The sequence below is a fragment of the Sinomonas sp. genome (genome assembly GCF_036848755.1).
GTDB lineage: Bacteria > Actinomycetota > Actinomycetes > Actinomycetales > Micrococcaceae > Sinomonas.
The window spans coordinates 1-2,186 of sequence record NZ_DAIUJO010000198.1 but is presented as its reverse complement, the minus strand read 5'-3'; the positions used below and the strand labels follow the sequence as shown (position 1 = coordinate 2,186).

Below are 2,186 nucleotides of genomic sequence, written 5' to 3'. Positions count from 1 at the left end.
CGAATGGGGAAGATCTCTCATGTTGGCCTCTCCTAACGGGTGCGGCTGGTGGTGCAGCGAGCGGGTGCGGGTGGTTGCGGGAGGATGTGAGTTCGTCGTTGCGGTCCCCTGCCGCCGGTCGGTGGTGGTCGTGCCCTCGTGCCGGTCCTGCTGGCGCCGGTCCTGCTGGCGCCGGTCCTGCTGGCGCCGGTCAATAGGCGCCCGTCCTGCTGCTGCCGGTCCTGCTGCTGCCGGTCCTGCTGGTGCCCGATCAGTAGGCGCCGACAGGGGCCACTACGGCCCGGAAGGTGCGCCACAGGATCATGAGGTCGCCCAGGAGGGACCAGTTCTCGACGTAGTACAGGTCGAGCCGGACGGCGTCGTCCCAATCGAGGTCGGACCGCCCGCTCACCTGCCAGAGGCCTGTGATGCCCGGCTTGATGAGCATGCGTCGGTGGGTGAAGTGCTCGTACTCTCCGACCTCGCGTGCAAGCGGGGGTCGGGGGCCGACGAGGCTCATCTCGCCCTTGAGGACGTTGACGAACTGCGGAAGCTCGTCGAGCGAGAAGTGACGCATCCACCGGCCGCAGCGGGTGATGCGCGGATCGTCCTTGACTTTGAACAGGACTCCGGCGCCCTGGTTCGCCTGCGCCAGTTGCCCGAGCCGCGATTCGGCGTCCTGCACCATGGAGCGGAACTTGAGCATCTTGAAGGGCTTGCCGTCCTTGCCGATCCTCTCCTGCAGGAACAGGACTGGGCCCGGCGAGTCGAAGTGGACGACGAGCACGAGGGCGACGAGGATCGGCGCGAGCACCACGAGCGCGAGGGCGCCGAGCAGCACGTCCATCCCCCGCTTCACGACGTGCTTCGCTCCCGAGTAGTGCGGGAGATCGACCTCCATAAGCGGCAGACCCTGGACTGGCCGCCAGTGGATGCGTGGTCCCGCGACGTTCGTGAGCGTGGAGGCGAGGACCAGCTCGGCGTCGTATGGCTCGAGGTTCCAGCCGAGTTCGCGCACGTACTGGTTCCCGCCCGGAACGGGGCCGGCGATGATGACGGCGGCGGCCTTCTTGAGCACGACCGTCCGGACGACGTCGTCGATCGAGCTCAGCACCGGGAGCCGATTGCCGTCGACGGCGAGGGTCTGTCCGCGGCGCCCGCCCGGGAGGACGGCGCCGAGGACGTTGTAGGGGGCGCCGTTGCTCGCCGAGATGCGGCGGATCACGTAGCGCACGTCCTCGGGTTCTCCGACGACGACGGCGGGCGTCAGATAGAGTCCGTTCTGCCGCTGCGCGGTGAGCCAGCGCCGGATCGACCAACGTGACGTGAGCAGGCCGAGGAGGCCGCTCCCGAAGACGAGGGCGAAGACCCGGGCGGGGAGCCAGTCGGAGACGAGGAGGGCCGTGATGGCCATGACGGCGAAGAGCTGGACGGACGCCGCGACGACCCTCCGATACTCCTCCGCGCCGATTCCGAAGACCGACGCCTCGCGGCTTCCGTAGATGCCCAAGGCGACGGGCCACACGCCGGCGATCAGGACGAGGGCGACAGCAGTATGGGGACCGGCGCCGCCGAACAGCAGCCCGGCGGCGACGGATGCGAACACGATCGAGGTGTCCGCAACCCGGAGGTAGAGCGCGTATCGCTTGGGCCATGCCTGGGCGCGCGCCGAGCGAGCGATCTGGGCGGATGATCCGAGACCAAGTGCCCTGAGGAGCCCCGAGCCCCGCCACGACGGGATGGAGCGTGAGATGTTCTGCTCTGCGCCCAGTGACATGACCTGCTCCTGGCTCCCAACGGTGCCGGTCCTGTTCACCGGCCCCTCACATGAATCAGTACAGTCGCGCGGGACGAGGAGGTCACCAGTAGCCGGTACCCGAGCTTTCGGGGCGGTTCTGAGGGGCAACCCTTGGCCGGTACGCAGAAGCCACTCGGATGACCACCCGCACACTGCCCAACTCGGCCGCACTCGCTGGGCGAGTACTCGGATGTGGGCGCGTCAAGTGAGGAATGTCCCCTTCTTTTTGTTTCTGCGCTGCTCTTCTTGCGCTGGACTCTCTTTGCGCTGCACTCTCTTTGCGCTGCGTTCTCTCTGTCTCTTCACTGTGCCGGCTTACGCGCTGCACGTGCCGGTGCACTGTACGCTCGGCCCATGGCGAGGAGATGGGCGGTCGCGGCGGTTGGCGGCGTGCTGCTGCTCTCGGGGT

Annotated in this window: 1 protein-coding gene; it reads right to left on the bottom strand. The window is 67.8% G+C overall.

Annotated features, from left to right (window positions below):
- Positions 1-250: 250 nt before the first annotated feature.
- Positions 251-1,756, bottom strand: a complete 1,506-nt coding sequence (locus tag V7053_RS18315; RefSeq protein WP_334173690.1) for a sugar transferase — start codon at positions 1,754-1,756, stop codon at positions 251-253.
- Positions 1,757-2,186 lie beyond the last annotated feature (430 nt).

Bases quoted from the DNA above. Each gene is read 5' to 3' on its own strand.
- V7053_RS18315 (WP_334173690.1), bottom strand. From the start codon at position 1,756: ATGTCACTGGGCGCAGAGCAGAACATCTCACGCTCCATCCCGTCGTGG.